We start from the raw sequence: 19,871 nt of genomic DNA on the forward strand, positions 1-19,871 counted from the left end.
TTCCCGGTGGTGCCGGTGTTCCCGGCAGTGCGGTGGTGCCCTCCTGTGGCGCGCCGTCGTGTCAGGCCGGTCGGTGGCGCCGTAGCCAGGCGGCCTGCCCGCCGTCGACGAGCAGGTCCGTGCCGGTGATGTAACGCGCTTCGGGGCCGACCAGGAATGCCACGGCGTCGGCGATCTCGGCCGGTGTGCCGGTGCGGCCCGCGCCGCTCGCCTCCAGCATCGCGAGCATGTGCGCGCCGCTCGGGCCCTCGGCCTCCGCCTTCGACATGGCGGTGGCGATGACCCCCGGGCTGACGCTGTTGATGCGGGCGCCGCGCCGGCTCCAGGCGAGCGCTGCCGCCTCGACACGCACGTGGTTGGCCCGCTTGGACACGATGTACGCCCTTGTCGGGCTGTCCCCGACGGCTTCGACGGCACCGATCCCGAGGAGTTCCTCCACCGGGGCCGTGGCGAGGGCGGCCTCGTCCTCCGGGCCGAGGGAGGCGACATGGCCGGCCATGCTGGAGACACAGACCATGGCCGTCCCCGGCGTGGCCACGGCCTCGAGGGCGTCGATGACGTGGGCCGTGCCCAGCAGGTCGACCTCCAGGATCGTCTTCGCCGACCCCTGGACGGCGGAGACACCCGCGGTATGCACGACGGCGGCCACCCGGCCCGCACCGGCCGCCTCCGCCGCGAGCTCGTCCACGGACTTGCGGTCGGACACATCGGTCAGGACACCCCGCACCGCGTACCCCTCGTCGCGCAACGCCCTGACGGCCCGGTCGAGTTGACCGCGCGAGGCGTCGGCGAGGAGAACGGTCCGCCCGCTGCCGAGCCGCCGCGCGATCGCCACGCCCATGCCGCCGGCGCCGGTGACGACGACCACGTCACCGCCTCGGTCAGGCAGCTGTTCCACCATGTTCGGCCTCCTCCCGCAGGGTTGGATTCTTGTCGGGTACCGCCTCGTGCCAGCGCGCACCGGACGCGATGGCCTGCCGCCACTGCCGGATCGCCTTGGGTGGCATACCGACGGCCAGGGCGCCGGTCACCCGGTCGTCGGTGCGGTAGACGGCGACGAACCGGCGATCGGTCAGGTCCCCGTCGACGACGGCGACCTCGTCGTGGCCCTGCAGATGGCCGTAGGCCTGGACCTTCATGTCGTACTGGTCCGACCAGAAGTACGGCACCGGTGCGAACGGCGTGCGTGTCTCGGGCCCCAGCAGGTTGCGGGCGACCGCCATGCCCTGCTCGGCGGCGTTCGTACGGTGCTCGACGCGCATCGACACGCCGAACAGCGGGTTGTGCCAGCGGGCGACGTCACCGGCCGCGTACACGTTCCGCGCGGCCTCGCAGTACTTGTCGCACAGCACGCCGTCGCCGACGGCCAGGCCGCTGTCCGCCAGCCATTCGGTGTTGGGCAGGGAACCGATGGCGACCAGCACCTCGTCGCCCTCGACCGTCCCGCCGTCCGCGAGCCGCACCCCGTCCTCGGTCACCTCGGTGACGGTGACGCCGGTGCGCAGGTCCACTCCGTGGTCGAGGTGGGCCCGGGACAACACCGCGCCGACCTCCCCGCCGACCGCGTGCGCCAGCGGTACCGGCGCCGGTTCGAGGAGGGTGACCTTCACGCCGAGCCGCCAGGCGACGGCGGCGGCCTCCGCCCCGAGGAACCCGGCACCGACCACGACCAGCCGCGTCCCCGGCGTCAGCTGCTCCCGCAGCGTCAGCGCGTCGTCCAGGGTGCGCAGCACATGCGCACCCTCACCGGGCAGCCGTCGCGGCCGTACGCCCGTGGCGATCACCAGTCCGTCGTACGGCACCGAATCGCCGTCCGCGAGCCGTACTTGACGTTCTGTCAGGTCGAGGCCGGTCGCGGCGGTCCCGAGGCGCAGCTCCAGATCGAGGCCGTCGAGGTGGGCCGTGGTGCGCAGGGTCAGCCGGTCGGTGTCCCACTCCGCGGCGAGGAGCTGCTTGGACAGCGGGGGCCGGTCGTACGGGGCGTAAGGTTCGTCGCCGACGAGGGTGAGCGTGCCGTCGTAGCCCTCGCGGCGCAGTGTCTCGGCCGCAGCCAGTCCGGCGGCCGAGGCACCCACGACCAGGATGCGCCTCACCGGTCCACCAGTCGGATCGCGGCGGCGGGGCAGATCGCGACGGCCTCCTGCACGCCGTCCATGAGGTCGTCGGCCGGGTGCTCCTCCAGCAGGATCGCGACACCGTCGTCGTCCCGCTGGTCGAACACCTCGGGGGAGGCCATCACACACTGGCCGGAGGCCACGCACTTGGGCTCGTCGAGTTCCACACGCATGGATTGCTCCTCGGTTCCTGGTACTTGTGGGGGCGAGGTGGGGGTGTCACCGGGTGGGGAGTCACCGGGCGAGGTGTCACCAGGCGACGGGCAGGCACTTCACGCCGTACGTCGTCCCCGTGTGGTTGAACGCCAGCTGCTCGATCGGGGCGGCCGGGCGGAGGGTGGGGATGCGCCGGTAGAGGGTGCCGTAGACGACCTGGAGTTCGAGGCGGGCCAGGTTCTGGCCGAGGCACTGGTGGGGGCCGTAGCCGAACGCGTTGTGCTGACGGGCGGGGCGGCTCAGGTCCAGGCGCTCGGCCTCGGGGAAGGTGATCGGGTCCCAGTTGGCGGTCTGGAGGTCGAAGAGAAGGCCGTCGCCCTTGCGGATGACCTGGCCGTCGATCTCGATGTCGTCCTTGGCGACCCGGCGCAGACCCGAGTGGACGATGGACAGATAGCGCAGCAGTTCGTCGACGGCGCCCGCGACGACCTTCGGGTCCTCGGTGTCCCGCAGCACGGCCAGCTGGTCCGGGTGCTCGAACAGGGCGAGCGTGCCGAGGCTGATCATCGTGGCGGTGGTCTCGTGCCCGGCGATCAGCATGGCGACGCCCATGCTGACGGCCTCCTGGTGGGTCATCTCGCCGGCCTTGACCCGGGTGCCCATCTCCGACAGCACGTCGTCGCCCGGCTGTTCGAGCTTCTCGCGGAACAGGGCGTCCAGATACCCGCCGAGGGCACGGCTGGACTCCTGGGCCTCCTCGGCGGTGAGGGAGTTGTCCAGGACGCGGTTGCTGTTCTCCTGGAAGAAGTGGTGGTCCTTGTAGGGCACGCCGAGCAGTTCGGCGATGACCAGCGAGGGGACGGGCAGGGCCAGCGCGGTGAGCAGGTCGGCCGGGTTGGGGCCGGCCAGCATGTCGTCGATCAGGTCGTCGACGATCTTCTGCACGGCCGGGCGCATCGCCTCGATCCGCTTCACCAGGAACGGCGCGTTGACCGAGCGGCGCAGCCGGGTGTGCTCCGGCGCGTCCGTGTTGGTGATCAGCTTCGGGGTGTGCGGGGCGATGGCCGCCCGGTGGGCGTTGACATGGGGGAAGTCCGGCTCGTGGTCGTCGTTGCTGACACGCGGGTCGGTGAGCAGGGTCCGCTGGTCGGCGTGGCGGGTGATCAGCCACGGGGTACTGCCGTTCCAGATCCGCACCTTGGTGACCGGCTGGTCGCCGCGCAGCTCCGCCGCGGCCGGCGGCGGCGCGAGCGGGCAGCCCGACGCCCTGGACATCGGGTACTCGGGGACCTGTCCGCTCGTGCCGGACGCGGCGTCGGTCAGTGTGTCGGCCATGGTGTCTCCTCGGTGGTGGGGGCTCCGGTGGGGTGGAGCGCCGGGGGATGCTTCGAGGCCTCGATGAGCACATGCAAACAGAGCGGTCTGACGGCTCCCGGTCAGTTGCCTGACAAGAACCTGACGTGACCCAGATCACACCTCGGGCCTCGACGGTGGACCGCACGGGACTGATGCCGCGCCTCAACCAGCTTGCCTCGGAGATGAGTTGACGTACACGGAAATGTCCGGGGCGGGAGCTGCGGGGTCGGAGAAGGGCGGCGCCGGGGTTCCGGCGCCGCCCTTTCCGGCGATGTCGTGGGCTGTCACGTATCCCGACGTGGTGCGGGTGCATTTGCTTCTCGAAGTGTCCGCGAAGGCTTCATTCGGCGCTCGTGGTCGAGAGATTCGTTCAGCGCCCCTGGCCGAGGGATTCGTTCAGCGCTCCTGGTCGAGGGATTCGTTCACCGCTCCTGGTCGCCGGATCTGCCGAGCCAGTAGCCGAAGCCCCGGCGGGTGTGGATCAACGCCGGGCCCTCGCGGTCCACCTTGCGGCGGAGGCGGGAGACGAGCTGCTCGATGGCGTTGTCGCCATGGAAGTCACCCCACACATAGCGGCCGATCTGCTCCTTCGACAGCACCTTGTGCGCGTTGACCAGGAGGTAGCGCAGCAGCCGGTACTCCGCCGGGGTGAGGTTCAACGCCCGGCCGGCGCGCAGGGCCTGGCAGGCGGGGTCGTCCAGGACCAGGTCGCGGTACGACAGTTCGTTGTCCCGCCGGACGGCTTTCCGCCCGCGCAGCAGGACCTGGGCGCGGGCCAGTACCTCGGCGATACGGAAGGGCTTGGTGACGTAGTCCTGCTCACCCAGGCCGACTTCGGGGAGGAGTCTGCCGAGCGAGTCGTACTGCGTCAGGAACAGCACCGGCGGGCGGTGGGCGACGGGGCGGCGCTCCCGCCCGAGGCCCTCCAGGTCCGGCAGCGCCAGGTCGAGCACCACCAGGTCGAAGCGCTGCTCGGTGAGCCGCGCCACCGCCTCCGTGCCCGACTCCGCCGTCTGGATCCGATAGCCGGCCAACTCCAGTGTCGTGGAGAGGAGTTCGGCGATGTCCGGGTCGTCGACCACGATCAGGAGGTGCTGGCCCGCGCCCCGGGGGAGCGAGGGTTTCTCACTGGCACTGCCGTACATGGTTAAGGCCATTCGTGTAGGGCTCTTTCCTTGCGAGGTGCCTCCGGCGGTCGGCCGGTTCGAGTGCGCGGCCAGGGGCTTCGGGGCGATCGGGCCCAACCGGGGCGATGGGCGCCCGTTCGCCGTGCGGGTTGCCGCTGAGCGGGCGAGTACGGGTGGTGCGTGGTTGCTCGCGCGGTTCCCCGCGCCCCTTCGGAGCGCGGCTCCGCTGCGGACGAGGGCAGACGACTCGCCGGGGGTCGCACGCGTGGGCCCCTTCACCGGCGGCGGCTCCTGCGCGCTCGCCGCCCTCCGGACTCCGCGCCCTCGCCTTACACCGGCTCCCGCACACTCTTCGCCCCCTGTTCGCTCCGCCCGGCCCCTCGGCCACGTGCACTCCACCCGCCCCTCGTCACCCCCCCACCAACTCCACTCCTCTCACCGACGGAGCGTCCGCCCCCGCAACCTGCCGCGGCTCCGGCCCAGCCCTCCACGGCTGCGGTCCCGCACTCCCCCGCCCTCAGTCGGGAGGACCCGGGGGACCCTCGTCGGGGCCCTGGCCCTCGTCCACGGCGTAGGCGAGGAACACTTCGACCATCCGGTGGAAGAGCGCGGCGAGTTGGTGGATCTGCTCGGGTGGCCAGTCGGCGAGGGCCAGGCCCATGCCGACCGCGCCGGCTTCGCGGATGCGGTCGACGGCCTGTTGGCCGGCGGGGGTGAGGCGGACACGCAGGGCGCGGCGGTCACCGGGGTCGGCGACGCGGGTGACGTAGCCGGACTTCTCCAACCGCTGCACCTGGCGGGTGACATGGGAGGCCTCGACGTCGAGTCGGCCCGCCAGTTCCCCCGGGCGCAGCGGCTCGGAGTCGGCCACCTGTCGCAGCAGCGCCACGGCGGCCCGGTCCAGCGGCACTCCGGCGAGGGCCATCAGTCGCTCGTGCTGCCGGGCCCTGGTGCTCAGATAGGTGATCTGTGTCAGAGCCCGTTCGATCTCGATCACTTCCGGGGAGGCGGGACCGGCCGTCGGCGGCGATGGGGACATGAGCATCACCCTACCCTTCTCATTGCCTAACTCAAGCAATCCCGTTTTGGGCTCAGTTGCTTGACTCAAGTAAGTCATATATGCTTGCCTAACTCAAGCAAGGCGACGTGGCGCAGTCACTCCCGCACCCGGGTCGGATGGCCGGACGACCGGAGGAAGTGGTGCGCCACCCGAGTCCCCCGGCCTCCCCGGCCGTGGGGCCAAGGACCGGGGCCGTTCGAGCGGGACGGCCCCTACGCGCCGCACCCGTGGGGACGGGGTCGGCGCCCCGGGCCCGGCAGCCGATCACTCCCCCGAACGGCGCCGGGTCCGGGGACACCCCTTTCAGACCCCACTCCCCACGCACCAGCCCCGTACGACCCGAAGCTCGCTCGGCCGTCCCAGCCGCCCTCCCCCGGCCGAGCGAACAGCGCACCGCCCGCCCCCGCATGGGACCACCCCGGACGGAAGACAGGACACCGATGAACACCTCTCTACGAGCCGGCCTGGCTGGGGCGCTCGCCTGTGGCGTGCTGGTCACCGCGATGAGCGCCGGACGGGACGGGGGTGGCGGAGGAGACGCGTCGGCGCCGCCGACCGGCCCGTACGTCGCGCTCGGCGACTCCTACACGGCCGGGCCGGGGATCCCCGACCGGAGCGGCACCCCCGCCGGCTGCGAGCGGTCCGGCCGGAACTACCCGGCCCTCGTCGCCGCGCGGTTGAAGATCGAGGCGTCCGACTTCCACGACGTCAGCTGCACCGGAGCCACCATCGCCGACCTGTCCGCCCCCCAGCCGACCGACGACGGCACCAACCCCGCGCAGTTCGACGCGCTGTCCCGCACGACCCGGCTGGTCACGGTCGGCATCGGCGGCAACGACATCGGCTTCGCCTCGGTGATCCGCCGGTGCGTCACGAGCGGCGTGCTGTACGAGGTCACCGGCGGCCGGGACGGCGACGGCGACGCCCCCTGCGAGGAGCGCTACGTGTCCGGGGACGTCGACGAGGTACGGCGGAAGATCGAGGCGGCGGACGGACGGCTCGCCCGCGCGTTGGACGAGGTCGAACGGCGGGCGCCGAAGGCCCGGGTCTACGTCGTCGGGTACCCGGCGATCCTGCCGTCCGACGGCGGCGACTGCGGCGACTGCGGCCGGGATCTGCCCCTCACCCCCGGTGACTTCGACTTCGTGCGCGACAAGGAGCGGGAGCTCAACACCGTGCTGCGGCAGCGCGCCGAGGCCGCCCGGGCCCGGTATGTCGACACGTACGGGCCGTCCGAGGGCCACGACGCCTGTTCCGCCGAGGACACCCGCTGGATCGAGCCACTCGTGCCGCGCTCCCCCGCGGCGGCCGTCCACCCCGACGAGCGCGGCGGGCGCGGTATGGCCGACGCGGTCCTGCACGCCCTCGCGGCACACCCCTGAACCACCGGACCACTGATCGTGGGCCGGTGCGGGCGGACATCATCGCGCCCCGCGGCCTTGCCCACCCGACGAAAAGAGGACAGTTCATGAGCAGTAACGGTCTCGACGGCCGCAGTGTCGTCGTCACGGGTGCCGGTTCCGGCATCGGACGGGCCGCGGCCCTGAAGTTCGCCGCGGCGGGCGCGAAGGTCCTGGTCGCCGACCTCGACAAGGAGGCCGCCGAGGAGACCGTCCAGGCGATCGGGACGGCCGGCGGCACCGCTGTCGTGGTCGTCGGCGACCTCAGCGACCAGTCGGTCGTCGACGAGGTCGTCGAGCGTGCCGTGGAGGCCTTCGGCGGGCTGGACGTCCTGGTGAACAACGCCGGGATCATGGACCGGATGTCGGCCCTCGCGGACGTCGCGGACGCCGAGTGGGAGCGGGTCCTCCGCGTCAACCTGACCGCGCCGTTCCTGCTCACCCGGGCCGCTCTGCCGCACATGCTGAAGGCTGGGCGCGGCACGATCGTCTTCACCGCCTCCGAGGCCGGACTGCGCGGCAGCGCGGCCGGTGCCGCCTACACCGCGTCGAAGCACGGTGTCGTCGGCCTGGTGAAGAGCCTGTCGGTGATGTACCGCAAGCAGGGCATCCGGGCCAACGCGATAGCCCCCGGCCCCACGATGACCAACATCCAGGTCGACGCCGACCAGCAGGCCCACGGCCCCGCGGTCATCGGCGGGCTGATCGGCGCCAACATCGGCCGCCTCGGCACCGCCGAGGAGCAGGCCGACGCGATCCTCTTCCTCGCCTCCGACGCCGCCGCGTTCGTCAACGGCGTGGTCCTGCCCGTCGACGACGCGTGGGCCGCCGTCTGACGGCCCCGGGCCACGGCTGACCCCGGTCGGGCCGGGCCCCGGACGGATTCCGGGGCACGGCCCGACCGGCGACACCTCTCGCCGCACGCCCACGGCGGCGGCACCTCTCCTCCAGTTCCCCAGAAAGCGAGTCTCCTCATGGCGACGATGAAGTCCGTCCGGACCGCCGGTGTCGGCAAGGTCGAGGTCGTGGACGTCGAGCGCCCCGTGCCCGGCCCCAAGGACGTGCTCGTCCGCGTCCGCGCCTGCGGCATCTGTGGCACCGACGTCACCTTCCTGCACATGGGAGGCATGCCCGCCCGTGGTCACCAGGGCGGTGAGATGGTGCCGGTGCCGCTCGGCCACGAGCCGGCCGGTGAGATCGTCGAGGTCGGCGCCGAGGTGACCGGTCTCGCCGCCGGGGACCGGGTGGTCGTCAACCCGCAGGACGCGCCGACCGGCATCATCGGCTGCGGCGGCAGGTACGGCGGGATGAGCGAGTACCTGCTGATCGAGAACGCCGAGGTCGGCAAGGGCGTGGCCGTCTTCCCCGACACCGTGCCCTTCGACATCGCCTCCCTCAACGAGCCGATGGCCGTGGCCCGGCACTGCGTCAACCGTTCCGGGGCGGGACCGGACGACAAGGTCGTCGTCTTCGGTGCGGGGCCCATCGGCCTCGGCGCGGCGATCTGGCTGAAGCTGCGCGGTGTGAAGCACGTGGTCGTCGCCGACGTGATCCCCTCCCGGCTGGAGAAGGCACTGGCCGTGGGCGCGGACGCCGTCATCGACTCCGCCCAGGAGGATGTCGCCGCGCGGCTCACCGAACTGCACGGCCGGGCCGCCAACGCGCTCGGCCAGCCCCGGCCCGGCACGGACGTCTTCATCGACGCGGCCGGGGCCCCCGCCGTGTTCAACACCGTGGTGGGCTCGGCCAAGTGGGGCGCGAAGCTCGTCATGGTCGCCGTGCAGAAGAAGGGTTCGGAGATCGATCTCGGCGGCATGCTCCGCAGCGAGCTGACCCTGATCGCCTCCCAGGGCTACCCCACGGAGATCTTCGAGGTCACCCCCGAGATCGTCGAGCACCACGAGCGCTTCGCCGAGCTCATCAGCCACCGGGTGCCCGCCGCCGACGTCGACCGGGCCTTCGAGCTGGCGCTGACGCCGGGGGCGGCGGAGAAGGTGGTCGTCACCTTCGACGAGTAGGACGGCGCGGTCCTGAGGGGCGAGGGGCCCGCCGCCGGTTCGTCGCCGGCGGCGGGCCCCTCGCCGTGCGTGGCCGGGCTACCTGTTGTCGAGGTACGCCAGCTCGGCCAGCACCCTGCGGTGGCCGCTGTCGCCGGTCGGCAGGCCCAGCTTCAGGAAGACGTTGCCGATGTGCTTGCTGACCGCGCGTTCGGTGACGACCAGGGTCCTGGCGATGGTGGCGTTGTCGTGTCCCTCGGCCATCAGCTTCAGCACCTCGCGCTCGCGCGGGGTGAGCGAGTCGAGCGGTGAGTCCTTGCGGCGGGCCAGGCGCTTGAGCTCGTGGACGGTGATGCCGCGGGGCTCCGGGGTGTCGAAGGTCCGGGTACGGACTGTGCCGGGTTGCGAAGAGTGCGGCGGGCCGGGCGGCGTCGGTGAGGTTGTTGCAGCGCACGAAGTCTGCTCAGCGGGCCTGGGGTTCGGGTTCCGGGGCGAGAGGGCCGGGCTGGGGTGCACGGACGGCCGGCGCGGTTTCCGGGAGGCGGCGCAGGACGGGCAGGACGGCCAGGGCAGTGGCGGCGACCAGGGCGCCGGGGATCAGGGCCCAGCCGGTGGAGTCGACCAGGGCCTGGGAGGCGTACGGGGTGAGTCCGCCGAAGAGGGCGGTGGCTGCGGTGGCGCCGAGCGCGAGGCCGCTGAGGCGCTGGGCGACGGGGAACTGTTCGGCGATCGCGGAGGCCGCGACCGCGCTGATGCCGCCTGCCACGCAGGCCAGGACGACCGCGCCGGCCAGTGCGGCGGCGAAGCTGCCCTGGGTCATCAGGCCGAACATGGCCGGCGGCAGGATCACCGCCAGGGCACCGAAGAGCGTGAGTGCGGGGCGGCGGCCTGCACGGTCGGACAGGGCGCCCGCGAACGGCGTGACGACGATGACGACGAGGGCCGCGATGGTCGACAGCCACAGGGCGTCGGACTCGCTGAAGCCGCTGACCGCGCCGAGGTAGGTGGGGACGTAGCTGATGCCGACGTAGTACGTCACCGAGCCGAGCGCCGAGATCGCGAACGTCCGGTAGAGCGCGGGGCGCTGGGTGCGCAGAGTGGTCATCAGTGGGCCCGCGCCCTTGGTGTCGGGCGGGGGCTGCTGCTCGAAGGCGGGGGATTCGCGCATGGTGGAGCGGGCGATCAGCACCGTGGTGGCGAGCAGCGTGCCGAACAGGAAGGGGATGCGCCACCCCCACGCGTCCAGGGTGGGACCGGGGACGAGGGTGACGGTGAGGGCAGCGACGCCGGCGGCGAGCAGCGCGCCGATCTCGCTGGCGGCGGAGGCCAGCGAGGCGACCAGGCCGCGCCGATGGGGTGGGGCGCCTTCGACCAGGTAGGCGGTGACGCCGGTGTACTCGCCGCCGACGGCGAAGCCCATGACGCAGCGCAGCAGCAACAGCAGTGCCCCGGCGGCGGAGCCGATCTGGTCGTGGGTCGGGAGCAGGGCGGTGGCCAGCATCGCGGCGGTCATGACTGCCATCGAGCCGAGCAGCACCTTGCGGCGCCCGAGCCGGTCCCCGATGTGGCCGAAGGCCATCGCGCCGAGCGGGCGCATCAGGTAGGCGACGGCGAAGACCGCCAGGGTGATCAGGAGCGAGGTGGAGCCGGTGCCGAAGAACACCCGGGACAGCACGGTGGTCATGTACAGGTACAGCGTGAAGTCGTACCACTCCACGACGGTGGACAGGGCCGCCACCAGAATGGAGGACCGGGGCAGGACGGCTATCGCCTGAGCGGGCGAGGTGGGTGCGAGGGATTCCATGATGTGCCTTGCGGGAGGGCGGCAGCGCGGACCAGGACGGTTGCGCGGGAGGAGGAGGCGCCTGTCTGCCTCACGGCGCCGGTACGGCGCCGATCTGCTGCATGAGCCCGAGGAGATCGGGCTGACCCCGCTCTTTGACGATGCGTCCATCGGCCAGGTAGTAGAAGTTCATGGCCTGGACCGCGATCTTGTTGCCGGTGGCAGGGATGCCGAAGAACTCGCCTTCGTGAGTGCCGCGCATGGTGAACCGTGCGGCCACCGTGCTGCCTTCGGTGATGCTCTCCTCCAGCGTCCACCGGACGTCGGGGAATGCGCTGCGCATCATCGCGATGATTTCCAGGTAGCCCTCAGGGCCCCGCAGCGGTTCAGCGTGACTGGGTGCGTGGAACACCGCGTCGGGGGCGATGACCTCCCGGGCAAGGTCCTCGTCGGCTGTGTTGATGAACTCGACGAAGCGCTTCATCACTGATTCAACGGATTCCGGTGACATTTGCCTCTGCCTCTCTGCCTGCGTGGTGGTGTTCGAAGCGAACGGCAGGACCATGACGACCATAACATCGAATCGATGTGAACCTCGTTTCGATGTGACGACTGTGACATCGAATCGATGTGAACCTCGTTTCGATATGTCACCCTGGAGGGATGCTGGAACTCTCCATACTCGGCTTCCTGGCCGCAGGCCCCCTTCCCGGACACGAGCTGCGCCGCCGCGTCACGCACCTCACCGGATACAGCCGACCGGTCAGCGACGGCACCCTCTACCCGGCGATCAACCGCCTGACCAAGGCCGGACTGATTCAGCGGCGACCCGCGCCGGAAGCAGGAGGCGGCCGGTATGTGCTGAACCTGACCGACACGGGCCGCGAGGACATGCTCCGGCGGCTGCGCGAGCCGGCCGAGCACGAACTCACCGACTTCCCCCGCTGGTTCACGATCCTGGCCTTCCTCTCCCTGCTCCCGGACGTGGCCGACCAGCACGCGGTGCTCAGGCGCCGGCTCGCCTTCCTGGAGGAATCGGCGAGCTTCTTCTACGACGGAGAGACGCCGCTGCGCGCCGAGGAGGTCGCAGACCCCTACCGGCGCGGCATGCTGCTCACCGCCCGCGCCACCAGCCAGGCCGAACGAACCTGGATCCGCGAGTCCCTCGGCCAGGACACCCCCGGGCCCGGCCCCACGCGCGACCCACACGCCTCCTCCCCGCTCGACGCATCGGCGAGCTGACAGACAACGAAAGGCGCCCCCATGCTTGCTTCCTGGTACGACGCACAAGGCCCGGCCACCGAGGTACTGCAGGTCGGTGAACTGCCCGACCCCACCCCCGGCCCTGGCGAGGTCCGGGTCCGCGTCACCGTCTCGGGGGTGAACCCCGGCGACACCAAGAAGCGCACTGGCTGGACCGGCTCCGGCATGCCCTACCCGCGGGTGATCCCGCACAGCGACGCCGCCGGCGTGATCGACGCGGTCGGCGACGGAGTCGACGAGCGCCGCAGCGGGCAGCGCGTGTGGGTGTACGGCGCCCAGTCCTACCGGGCCTTCGGTACCGCCGCCCAGTACGCAGTCGTGCCCGTCGGCCTCACCGTCCCGCTGCCCGACCACCTCTCCGACGATCTCGGCGCGAGCCTGGGCATCCCCGGCATCACCGCGCACCGCAGCGTGTTCGCCGACGGCCCCGTCGATGGCAAGGTCGTCCTGGTCAACGGGGCCCTGGGCGGGGTCGGCTCGCTGGCAGCCCAGCTCGCCGCATGGGGTGGGGCCACCGTCATCGGCACCGTCCGCCGCACAGCCGACCTGGACCGGGTCGATCCGGCGGTCATCTCCCACGCCGTCGCCCTCGACGCCGCCGACCCGGCCGCCGAGATCCTCGCCCACGCCCCCGCCGGTGTGGACCGGATCATCGAGGTGTCCCTGTCCGACAACGCCGACCTCGACAACGCCGTCGCCGCCAACGGCGCAACCATCGCCGCCTACGCCACCCGCGCCGACCGCACCGAAATCCCCTTCTGGACCCTGCTGTTCAACAACGTCACCCTGCGCCTGATCGGCAGCGACGACTTCCCCGCCGACGCCAAACTCCAGGCCGCCCGTGATCTGACCTCCGCGGCCGCCGTCGGCGCGCTTACCGTCGAGATCGGCGACCGCTACCCGCTCGCCGACATCGCCAAGGCCCACGACCGCGTCGACTCCGGCGGCCGCGGCCGCGTTCTGATCGACATCCCCCGATAAGGCCCTGGAGAGCCGCCGTAGCAGCGGCCGCTGCCGTCTGTCGGGCCCTGACGCCCGCGTTGGTCAGGGCCTCGGCGACGACGAAGTAGGCGGCGGCCTCCACCGCGGCGGGCGGGCGCGGCCCGTCGGCCTCCTCCAACCCGCGCACGTCCACGGTCACTTCGAGACCGTTGCTCGCCGCCAGGGCCCGCCCGGCCCGGGCCATGGCTCCACTCACCGCGGTCGGCCGCTCGCCGACGACGGCACGGGCACGGGCCCGATCGGAGTCATGCCGGTCGCTCCGACGGCTGTGGTGTCCCCGACGTGCACTGTGGGGGCCGGTCTCCTGCGGCGACCGGTGGCACGACCCGTCGCGCACCTGCCCCTGCCCCTCTGCTGCGGCAGGTCGACCGAACCGGCCACCGACACCGCCCCACTCCCTACACCCCGGGCGCCTCGCTCTCGCCCGACGGCAGGCGCACGGTGAACGTCGTCGTGCCCGGTTCGCCGGTCAGGGTGATGGTGCCGCCGTGGGCGCGGACCAGGGAGCGGGCGACGGCGAGGCCGAGGCCGCTGCCGCCCCGGTCGCGACTGCGGGCCTTGTCGACACGGTAGAAACGGTCGAAGACGCGCTTCTGGTCGTCGGCCGGGATACCGGGCCCGAAGTCGGTGATCCGCACCTCGGCCGAGCCGGACTCGACGGACACCTCCAGACGGACCTTCGTGCCGCGCGGGGTGTGCACGGCGGCGTTGGTGAGGAGGTTGTCGAGGACCTGCCGCAGCCGCAGGGGGTCCAGGCGCAGCCGTACGGGGTCGGAGCCGGTCGTCACGGTCAGCGGGTGGCCGGGGTGGCCCGCGCGGAAGGCGTCCGCCGCCTGGAGCGCCAGCTCCACCAGGTCGGCCTCCTCCAGTCGCAGCGGGGTCTCCACGTCGGCGGCGTCGAGGCGGGCGAGCATCAGGAGGTCGTCCAGCAGGTATCCCATGCGGGCGGCCTCGGCGCGCAGCCGGGCCAGGTGCTTGTCGCGTTCCTCGGGGCTGTGGGCGGCGGCGTACTGGAAGAGGTCGGCGTAGCCGCGCACCGACATCAGCGGGGTGCGCAGTTCGTGGGAGGCGTCGGCGACGAAGCGGCGCAGCCGCTGTTCGGCCTCGGTGCGGACGGCGAGGGCGTCGTCGATGTGCTCCAGCATGGTGTTGAAGGCGGTGCGCAGCTCCTCGACCTCGAAGCCGCCGTCGCGGTTGTCGTGGCGGACCGGCAGCCGTGCCGAGTCCGTCAGGTCGTGCGAGGTGATGCCGCGGGCGGTGTGCGCCATGTCGCTCAGCGGCTTCAGGCCGCGCCGCAGCATGGCCCGGCCGAACACCACGAGCGCCAGCAGGGCGAGGGCGAACGTGACGACCTGGATTGTGATCAGCCGGGCCACGGTGTCGTCGATGTCCTCCATCGGCGCGGCGCTGACGAGGACCACGCCGGGCTCGACCTCGCAGGCCCGCAGCCGGTACTGGCCCGCGCCCCTGAGGTACTCGGTGCGGGTGACCTCCGTGCCCTCGGTGGTCAGCGCCTTGGCCACGAGGGTGAAGTCCTCGATGTCCTTGGGGACGTCGGCGGGGTCCTCGGGCTTCCGGAGCACCGGGGTTCCCCCCGAGGTGTCGTAGACCGCGTAGTACCAGCCCCAGTACTTCTTGCCCTTGAGCGTGCCGTCGTACGCGATGCTCTTGGCCTGGGCGATCTGGGCGATCCGCAGCTGTTCGGTGAGCTGCGCGGAGAGGTAGTCGCGCATGTACATGGTCAGCGCGTTGCCGACGACGGCGAACACGACGAGCGCCAGGGCGCCGAGGCCGAGGGCCAGCCGGGTGCCGAGGCGCATGGAGCGGTAGCTCTGCCTGAGCCGGGCGATCACTCCGTGGCCTGCCGTAGTACGTAGCCGAAGCCCCGGACGGTGTGGATGAGCGGTTCGCCGGTGTCGTCGAGCTTGCGGCGCAGCCGGCTGACGACCAGCTCGACGACGTTGGAGCGGCCGCCGAAGCCGTACTCCCAGACGTGGTCGAGGATCTGCGCCTTGGTGAGGACGGTCGGGGATTTGCGCATGAGGTAGCGCAGGACCTCGTACTCGGTGGGGGTGAGCGTGAGGAGTTTCTCCCCGCGGCGGACCTCGCGGGTGTCCTCGTCCATCGTCAGGTCCGCGACGTGGAGCACGGACCGCTGGAAGGCGGGCCCGGCGCTGCGGCGCAGCACGGTGCGCAGCCGGGCCATCAGCTCCTCCACGGCGAAGGGTTTGACCAGGTAGTCGTCGCCGCCGCGGGTGAGGCCCGCGACCCGGTCGGCGACGCCGTCGCGGGCGGTCAGGAACACCACAGGCACCATCGTGCCGGACTGGCGCAGCCGGTCGAGCACGCCGAAGCCGTCCACGCCCGGCAGCATCAGGTCCAGGACCACGATGTCGGGACGGAACGCGGCCGCCTGCCTGAGCGCCTCCTCACCCGAGTGCGCCGTCACCGCGTCCCAGCCCTCGTAGCGGGCGACGGTCGCCACCAGGTCAGCGATCGGTGGGTCGTCGTCCACCACGAGAAGTCGCACTTTTTCCACGTGTTCATACTGCGCTACCGATCGCGTCGCGCCATAGCCGCTCACAGGTTGGCAGCCGATCGATAAAAACTTGAAAGTTGTCCGACAGGAAAACGACAGCACTCACCGGCGAAGCTCGTAGTCCCCACCCGATCAAGGAGCTGTCCCCGTGACCACTGTCCAACAACCCCCCGTGGCGGTCAGCCGCTCGGGAGCGCGCCCCAAAGTGGTCGCCCGCACCGGCCTGTACGCGGTGCTGGCGGCGAACGTGGCCGTGGTGACCTTCTTCTTCGTGCAAGCAGGCTTCGCCTCGAACGCCCTCATCGTGCTGGGCCGCCTGACCGGCCTGTACGGGGCCCTCCTGATGGCCTTCCAGCTGCTGCTGGTGGCCCGCCTGCCGTGGTTCGACCGGCGCATCGGCATGGACCGGCTGACCTCCTGGCACCGCTGGACCGGCTTCTCCGTGCTGTGGCTACTGGTCGCGCACGGCGTGTTCATCAGCTTCGGCTACGCCCAGTCCTCGGGCATGGACCCGCTCAGCCAGCTCGTCGACCTCGCCGAGACCGTCGAGGGAGTGCTGCGCGCGATCGTCGCGCTCGGCATCATCATCGTGATCGGCGTCGTCTCGGCCCGCTTCGCCCGGCGCAGGCTGGCCTACGAGACCTGGCACTTCATCCACCTGTACACCTACGTCGCGGTGGTGCTGGCCTTCACCCACCAGGTCGCGGCGGGTACGTCGTTCGCCTCGTCCGAGACCGCGACGGCGTACTGGTACGTGCTGTGGGGCGTGGCCCTGGCCTCGGTGTTCACGGGTCGGCTGGTGCTGCCGCTGTGGCGCAACTGGCGTCACCAGCTTCGCGTCACCGCCGTCGTCCCCGAGGCCGACAACGTCGTCTCGATCTACATGTCCGGCCGTGACCTGGACCGGATGCCCGCGCGGGCCGGCCAGTTCTTCCTGTGGCGCTTCCTGACCCGGGACCGCTGGTGGCAGGCCAACCCCTTCTCCCTGTCGGCCGCGCCCGACGGCACGCAGCTGCGGCTGACCGCGAAGGCGGCCGGCGAGGGCTCCGCCGCCCTGCGACACGTCAAGGTCGGCACCCGCGTCTTCGCCGAGGGCCCGTACGGCGCCTTCACCGCGATGCACCGCACCCGGCCGGAGTCCGTGCTCATCGCCGGCGGCGTCGGCGTCACCCCCATCCGGGCCCTGCTGGAGGAGATCGAGGGGCACGCCGTGGTCATCTACCGGGTGGCCGCGAAGCAGGACGCCGTCCTCTACAACGAGCTCCAGCAGCTCGCCTTCGACAAGGGCGCCGAGCTGCACCTGGTCTCCGGCCCCGCCAGCCCCGACCTGCTGGCTCCGCGCGAACTGCAACGCATGGTGCCGGACATCACCGACCGGGACGTGTTCCTGTGCGGGCCGCCGCCGATGATGAACGCGGTCCTGCGCAGCCTGCGCGAGCTGGACGTGCCCAAGCCGCAGATCCACTTCGAACGCTTCAGCCTGGCTGGATGAGGGACACGAGGAAAGCACTGTGAAACGAGTCATACCCGCCCTGGTCCTGAGCGCCGCCGCGCTGGTCCCCGTCTGGCGTTACGCCCCCTCGACCGACACGACGTCCACGACGACGACCGCCGAGTCGACGCCTTCGGCCTCCGCGTCCGCCGCGGCCGGTTCCAACGTCGTCACAGGCACGACGATCGACACCGAGAAGGGCCCCGTCCAGGTCCAGGCGACCTTCCGGGGCGAGAAGATCACCGCCGTCAGGATGCTCCAGCAGCCGGACCATCCGCAGACCGAGGCGGCGGTGCCGGTGCTGATCGAGGAGACCCTCGAAGCGCAGAGCGCCGACATCGACACGGTCTCGGGCGCCACGCTCACCAGCGACGGCTACCGGGAGTCCCTCCAGGCCGCGATCGACACGAAGGCCTGATCCGGTGCGCCGCGTCGAACACATCATGGGGTTCCCGATCTCGCTGCTCGTCGAGGACGGCGAGAAAGACGGCGGGAACGGGGCGTTGACCGCCGAGGCCACGGAGCCCGCGTTCGCCTGGCTGCGCGAGGTCGACGCGCGGTTCAGTCCGTTCCGCGCCGACAGCGAGGTGTCACGGCTGGACCGGGGTGAGCTGGCACCGGACGAGGTCAGCCGGGACCTGGCCGAGGTACTGGCCCTCTGCGAGGAGTACCGGGTGGCGACGGGCGGCGCGTTCGACGTACGGCTGCCGGGGCGTGGGCTCGATCCCTGCGCGATGGTGAAGGGCTGGGCCGTACAGCGGGCCGCCGAGCTGCTGACGGACCTCGGCGCGCCGAAACTGTGCCTCAACGCGGGTGGGGACGTGGCCGCGACAGGTGGTCCGTGGCGGGTGGGCGTACGGCACCCCGAGCGGGCCGACCGCCTGTGCACGGTCCTGTCCCTCACGGACGGGGCGGTCGCCACCTCCGCCCGCTACGAGCGCGGCGACCACATCCTCGACGGCCGCACGGGCCGCCCCGCGACGGGCCTGTTGAGCCTCACGGTCGTGGCCCCGTCCCTCACCGAGGCCGACGCGACGGCGACAGCGGCCTTCGCGATGGGCACAGAGGGCATCGAGTGGGCCGCGTCCCGGGAGGGCTGCGAGGTCTTCGCGGTCGACGCGGAGCGGCGGGTCTTCCGGACACCGGGGTTGCCTGTGGCGGCGTAAGTATGGGGCGGGGCGCCTTCCGACTCGGGGGTGCGGGTGGTTCGGCGACTGCGGGCCGTACGCGGCTGATCGCGCGGTTCCCCGCGCCCCCTTCGAGGACCCACGGCGGCGCACCTCCGCCGCCCCCGCATGGCTGCGGGCACTCGTGCCGCCGGGGCGGCACGGGTGGGCGCAGCGGCGCCCTGTCGACGCCGGCAAGCGCCTCCCAGCCCAGCGCCCAGCCCGGGCAGAGATCACCCCCCGAGACCCGGGCCCACCGCACCCACGCCCCTAAATCCCGTTGCGTCCCCCACCCCCGCCCCCCGACAGTGGCCCCATGACGACGACGCACACCACCCCTTTGCCGCCCGGCCTGACCGTGCGCCCGGCGACGCTCGACGACGCGGAGGCGGTGTGCGCGCTGCTCAACGAGATCGACGTGCTGGAGATCGGCCGCGCCGAGACCGAACTGGGCGAGGTCCAGGCCGATCTGAAGCATCCGGAGGCGGACCTGGAGCGTGACTCCTGGCTGCTGTTCGACGGGGACCGGCTGGTGGCGTACGGGCTGCTGTGGGACGAGTCCGGTGGCGAGCGCGTCGACATGGACCACTACACACTGCCGGACCAACCGCTCGGCGCACTGCACCTGTACGACCTGATGGAGGCCCGAGCGGCGGAGCGCGCGGCGGCCAACGGGGCGCACCGGGCCGTGGTGCACATGCACCTCAACATCGCGCCCACGATGGACCTGGACGCGTTGCGCGGGCGCGGCTGGCGCGCGGTCCGCCGCTACCACGTCATGGCCCGCCCCCTGTCCCCCGCCGAGCCGCTGCCGACGCCCCCGCCCGGCGTCACCCTGCGCACCTGTGCCGCCGAACCGGACCGCAGGCGGGCCCACGCCCTGCTCCAGGCGGCCTTCGCCGACCACTTCGACTTCCAGCCGCGTACGTACGAGCAGTGGCTGGACGACATCGACGCCGAACACGTCGACTGGTCGCTGATCTGGATCGCGCACGTCGACGGTGTGGGTGACGCGGCGGCCCTGCGGTCGCGCAACGACCGTTCCGGCATGGCCTGGATCGCCAGCATCGGCGTCCTGCCCGAGGCCCGCGGCCGGGGCCTCGGCAGTCTGCTGCTCCGCCACGCCTTCGGTCACTACGCGGCGCTGGGCCGCGACCGCATCGGCCTCGGCGTCGACACCGACAACGGCACCGGCGCCCTCGCCCTCTACGAACGGCACGGTATGAAGCTGGACTTCGCGGTCGACACCTGGGAGCTGGTGCGTCCCGTCAAGTAGACACAGCACGCAAAGGCCCCGTTCTCCACGGAGAACGGGGCTTTTTCGTTCGACCTGTCGGACGTCGTTCGAAACCTCTTGACGCCTCACCACACACCGATTGACACTCTCGCAACACGACGTCACATGGTCGAAACAGC

The 19,871-nt window shown here is 71.7% G+C and carries 19 protein-coding genes and 1 pseudogene; 9 read left to right on the forward strand and 11 right to left on the reverse strand.

The features are described from left to right. Nucleotides 1–61 precede the first annotated feature (61 nt). The 6 genes from AWZ10_RS40660 to AWZ10_RS40685 all read right to left on the reverse strand — a co-directional run bounded on the left by AWZ10_RS40660 (nt 62) and on the right by AWZ10_RS40685 (nt 5,792). On the reverse strand, nt 62–901 hold the full coding sequence (locus AWZ10_RS40660) for an SDR family oxidoreductase (RefSeq protein WP_060893583.1): 840 nt from the start codon (nt 899–901) through the stop codon (nt 62–64). Continuing rightward, the gene (locus AWZ10_RS40665) at nt 882–2,093 is read right to left on the reverse strand and encodes an NAD(P)/FAD-dependent oxidoreductase (RefSeq protein WP_208618643.1); all 1,212 of its coding nucleotides are present in this window, start codon (nt 2,091–2,093) and stop codon (nt 882–884) included. The genes AWZ10_RS40660 and AWZ10_RS40665 overlap by 20 nt, the downstream gene beginning before the upstream one ends. Then, nucleotides 2,090–2,287 (reverse strand): ferredoxin, encoded by a 198-nt coding sequence (locus AWZ10_RS40670; protein ID WP_046707169.1) that lies wholly within the window; start codon nt 2,285–2,287, stop codon nt 2,090–2,092. Before AWZ10_RS40670 ends, AWZ10_RS40665 begins: the two co-directional genes overlap by 4 nt. Before the next feature lie 76 nt (nt 2,288–2,363). After that, the gene (locus tag AWZ10_RS40675; protein ID WP_060893584.1) at nt 2,364–3,605 is read right to left on the reverse strand and encodes a cytochrome P450; all 1,242 of its coding nucleotides are present in this window, start codon (nt 3,603–3,605) and stop codon (nt 2,364–2,366) included. A 443-nt stretch (nt 3,606–4,048) separates the two neighbouring features. Continuing rightward, nucleotides 4,049–4,771 (reverse strand): response regulator transcription factor, encoded by a 723-nt coding sequence (locus AWZ10_RS40680; protein ID WP_060893585.1) that lies wholly within the window; start codon nt 4,769–4,771, stop codon nt 4,049–4,051. A gap of 499 nt (nt 4,772–5,270) precedes the next feature. Beyond that, a complete protein-coding gene (locus AWZ10_RS40685; RefSeq protein WP_060893601.1) occupies nt 5,271–5,792 on the reverse strand; it encodes a MarR family winged helix-turn-helix transcriptional regulator in 522 nt (173 codons plus the stop codon). A 461-nt stretch (nt 5,793–6,253) separates the two neighbouring features. Between AWZ10_RS40685 and AWZ10_RS40690 the strand changes: the two genes are divergently transcribed. The 3 genes from AWZ10_RS40690 to AWZ10_RS40700 all read left to right on the forward strand — a co-directional run bounded on the left by AWZ10_RS40690 (nt 6,254) and on the right by AWZ10_RS40700 (nt 9,231). Further along, nucleotides 6,254–7,195, forward strand: coding sequence for an SGNH/GDSL hydrolase family protein (locus AWZ10_RS40690; protein ID WP_060893586.1), 942 nt, complete (start codon nt 6,254–6,256; stop codon nt 7,193–7,195). Between the two features lie 86 nt (nt 7,196–7,281). Beyond that, nucleotides 7,282–8,049 carry an SDR family NAD(P)-dependent oxidoreductase gene (locus tag AWZ10_RS40695; protein ID WP_060893587.1) on the forward strand — a complete coding sequence of 256 codons (768 nt, stop codon included), beginning with the start codon at nt 7,282–7,284 and terminating at the stop codon, nt 8,047–8,049. A 138-nt stretch (nt 8,050–8,187) separates the two neighbouring features. Further along, on the forward strand, nt 8,188–9,231 hold the full coding sequence (locus AWZ10_RS40700; RefSeq protein WP_060893588.1) for a zinc-dependent alcohol dehydrogenase: 1,044 nt from the start codon (nt 8,188–8,190) through the stop codon (nt 9,229–9,231). A gap of 78 nt (nt 9,232–9,309) precedes the next feature. Here AWZ10_RS40700 and AWZ10_RS40705 read toward each other — a convergent pair. The 3 genes and pseudogenes from AWZ10_RS40705 to AWZ10_RS40715 form a co-directional block, all read right to left on the reverse strand. Beyond that, nucleotides 9,310–9,540, reverse strand: a pseudogene (locus AWZ10_RS40705) (helix-turn-helix domain-containing protein); the annotation flags it as partial. Nucleotides 9,541–9,673: 133 nt separating this feature from the next. Continuing rightward, nucleotides 9,674–11,014, reverse strand: a complete 1,341-nt coding sequence (locus AWZ10_RS40710; protein ID WP_060893589.1) for an MFS transporter — start codon at nt 11,012–11,014, stop codon at nt 9,674–9,676. A 70-nt stretch (nt 11,015–11,084) separates the two neighbouring features. Continuing rightward, nucleotides 11,085–11,477: an ester cyclase gene (locus AWZ10_RS40715; RefSeq protein ID WP_232648458.1), complete on the reverse strand. Its 393-nt coding sequence runs from the start codon at nt 11,475–11,477 to the stop codon at nt 11,085–11,087. 179 nt (nt 11,478–11,656) lie between these two features. On the opposite strand from AWZ10_RS40715, the gene AWZ10_RS40720 reads away from it, so the two are divergent. Together AWZ10_RS40720 and AWZ10_RS40725 are read left to right on the forward strand one after the other, a co-directional pair. Next, nucleotides 11,657–12,235, forward strand: coding sequence for a PadR family transcriptional regulator (locus tag AWZ10_RS40720; RefSeq protein ID WP_046705893.1), 579 nt, complete (start codon nt 11,657–11,659; stop codon nt 12,233–12,235). Nucleotides 12,236–12,256: 21 nt separating this feature from the next. Beyond that, the gene (locus AWZ10_RS40725; protein ID WP_060893590.1) at nt 12,257–13,237 is read left to right on the forward strand and encodes an NADPH:quinone reductase; all 981 of its coding nucleotides are present in this window, start codon (nt 12,257–12,259) and stop codon (nt 13,235–13,237) included. Nucleotides 13,238–13,656: 419 nt separating this feature from the next. Here the strand turns inward: AWZ10_RS40725 and AWZ10_RS40730 are convergent, their stop codons facing one another. Both AWZ10_RS40730 and AWZ10_RS40735 read right to left on the reverse strand, forming a co-directional pair. Then, a complete protein-coding gene (locus tag AWZ10_RS40730) occupies nt 13,657–15,111 on the reverse strand; it encodes a sensor histidine kinase (RefSeq protein WP_060893591.1) in 1,455 nt (484 codons plus the stop codon). After that, a complete protein-coding gene (locus tag AWZ10_RS40735) occupies nt 15,108–15,797 on the reverse strand; it encodes a response regulator transcription factor (protein ID WP_078935434.1) in 690 nt (229 codons plus the stop codon). The genes AWZ10_RS40730 and AWZ10_RS40735 overlap by 4 nt, the downstream gene beginning before the upstream one ends. 148 nt (nt 15,798–15,945) lie before the next feature. Here AWZ10_RS40735 and AWZ10_RS40740 point away from each other — a divergent pair, with 148 nt between their 5' ends. The 4 genes from AWZ10_RS40740 to AWZ10_RS40755 all read left to right on the forward strand — a co-directional run bounded on the left by AWZ10_RS40740 (nt 15,946) and on the right by AWZ10_RS40755 (nt 19,731). Next, on the forward strand, nt 15,946–17,289 hold the full coding sequence (locus AWZ10_RS40740) for a ferredoxin reductase family protein (RefSeq protein ID WP_234361007.1): 1,344 nt from the start codon (nt 15,946–15,948) through the stop codon (nt 17,287–17,289). Between the two features lie 19 nt (nt 17,290–17,308). Beyond that, entirely contained in the window at nt 17,309–17,707 is a 399-nt protein-coding gene (locus AWZ10_RS40745; RefSeq protein WP_060893592.1) for an FMN-binding protein, read from the forward strand. A 4-nt stretch (nt 17,708–17,711) separates the two neighbouring features. Further along, complete coding sequence (locus AWZ10_RS40750; RefSeq protein WP_046705898.1) at nt 17,712–18,455, forward strand: FAD:protein FMN transferase; 744 nt, start codon at nt 17,712–17,714, stop codon at nt 18,453–18,455. 316 nt (nt 18,456–18,771) lie between these two features. Further along, nucleotides 18,772–19,731 carry a GNAT family N-acetyltransferase gene (locus tag AWZ10_RS40755; protein ID WP_060893593.1) on the forward strand — a complete coding sequence of 320 codons (960 nt, stop codon included), beginning with the start codon at nt 18,772–18,774 and terminating at the stop codon, nt 19,729–19,731. The last annotated feature ends 140 nt before the right edge of the window (nt 19,732–19,871 follow it).

This window comes from Streptomyces europaeiscabiei (assembly GCF_001550375.1).
Taxonomy (GTDB): Bacteria; Actinomycetota; Actinomycetes; order Streptomycetales; family Streptomycetaceae; genus Streptomyces; species Streptomyces europaeiscabiei.